Origin of the sequence: Myroides sp. LoEW2-1 (genome assembly GCF_009767705.1) — a bacterium.
Classification (GTDB): domain Bacteria; phylum Bacteroidota; class Bacteroidia; order Flavobacteriales; family Flavobacteriaceae; genus Flavobacterium; species Flavobacterium album_A.
In genome coordinates this window covers 1-1,316 of sequence record NZ_WSPP01000277.1, presented here as the reverse complement: position 1 = coordinate 1,316, position 1,316 = coordinate 1, and the positions used below count along the sequence as shown (strand labels likewise).

Here is a 1,316-nt window from a genome sequence, read left to right as displayed (position 1 = left end):
TATCTTAGCCCCTAAATAAGCTGGAGTGAAACTAGTAAATTAATTACATAACTTTGGACTTATGAAATACAAGAAATGGAGCTTATCTGAGAAGCTATCAATTTTAGAAGAAGCAGAAGAAAATGGGGTAATAGAAACTTGTCGTAAACACAGTTTAAGTACAGGTACTTTCTACTCATGGAAGAAGAAATTCGATTCTCAAGGAGAATCAGGATTAAGACCTGCTGTTTCTGACAAATCAAAAGAACTTAAAAAAGCAGAAGAAGAGAATAAGATTCTCCGTAAACTACTAAGTGATAAAGAAATAGAATTAGAAGTTCAACGTGAACTTCTAAAAAAAAAGTTTGGGACATCCGATCCAAAAAAGATCTGGTAGAATACTTTTATAGTAAATATCAAAAAAGTAAAGCTAAACTAATACATTGGGTTGGCTTAAGTGAAAGCACGTACTACTTCAAGTGTTCTGGCAAGTCAAAAGGTAATAAAGCTACTTTATTAACCTATCATAAAACCCAAGGTTGGGTTAATGAACAAACTGTTGTAGAGTCAATTAAAGAGCTTTTAAGGGGTGATTTTATGGATTGTGGCTACCGTATGATGAGCGAGTATCTTAAACGCGAAGGGTACACCATTAACCATAAAAAAGTATATCGTATCATGAAAAACGCCAAGCTTTTACAAACTCGTATAACTAGAGATCATTCGGATAAGAAGTACGTTAAGCATCGTAAAGTAAAGACTACAAGACCCTTAGAGTGTATTGAAATGGATATTAAGATGGTATGGATACCACAAAAAGGTAAAAATGCTTATTTACTTTCTGTAATTGATGTACACAGTCGTAGAATATTAAAAGACTACTTCAGCTTTAATATTAAGCAGAAGCAGGTAATAGAATTATTGTCAGGGCTTTTTGAAGAGTTAGATTACCCTAAAAATGTGGTTATTAGATCGGATAATGGTAGTCAATTTATTGCCAAGAATGTAAGAGAATATCTTTCCTTAGTAGGTGTATCACAAGAATTTACACACGTAGCAACACCAGAGGAAAATGCTCACATAGAAGCCTATCACGGTACTTTAAAAAGAGAGGTTTTTACTAAATTTGAATACTTTACTTTTGGACAAATAGAACAAATATTAAAGAAGTACGTAGTATTTTATAATAACAAAAGACTACATGGCTTGCTTGGAAAAATCACTCCAATGGAGAAATGGGAAAAGGACAAACACTTGATTTGTAGCAGAGAAAAAGTAGCCTAAAACATTATACTTTAAAAATTTAAAAATACTCTAGGTTTATAGGGGTCAAAACA

2 protein-coding genes are annotated in these 1,316 nt (G+C 32.5%); both read left to right on the top strand.

The annotated features are described in order from the left end of the window. The first annotated feature begins 61 nt into the window (after positions 1-61). Positions 62-376 carry a transposase gene (locus GOQ24_RS14350; RefSeq protein ID WP_155093491.1) on the top strand — a complete coding sequence of 105 codons (315 nt, stop codon included), beginning with the start codon at positions 62-64 and terminating at the stop codon, positions 374-376. Further along, a complete protein-coding gene (locus GOQ24_RS14345; protein ID WP_317165490.1) occupies positions 352-1,263 on the top strand; it encodes an IS3 family transposase in 912 nt (303 codons plus the stop codon). Before GOQ24_RS14350 ends, GOQ24_RS14345 begins: the two co-directional genes overlap by 25 nt. Positions 1,264-1,316: the final 53 nt, after the last annotated feature.

Coding starts and splice junctions, on each gene's coding strand:
- GOQ24_RS14350 (WP_155093491.1), top strand. CDS start 62: ATGAAATACAAGAAATGGAGCTTATCTGAGAAGCTATCAATTTTAGAA.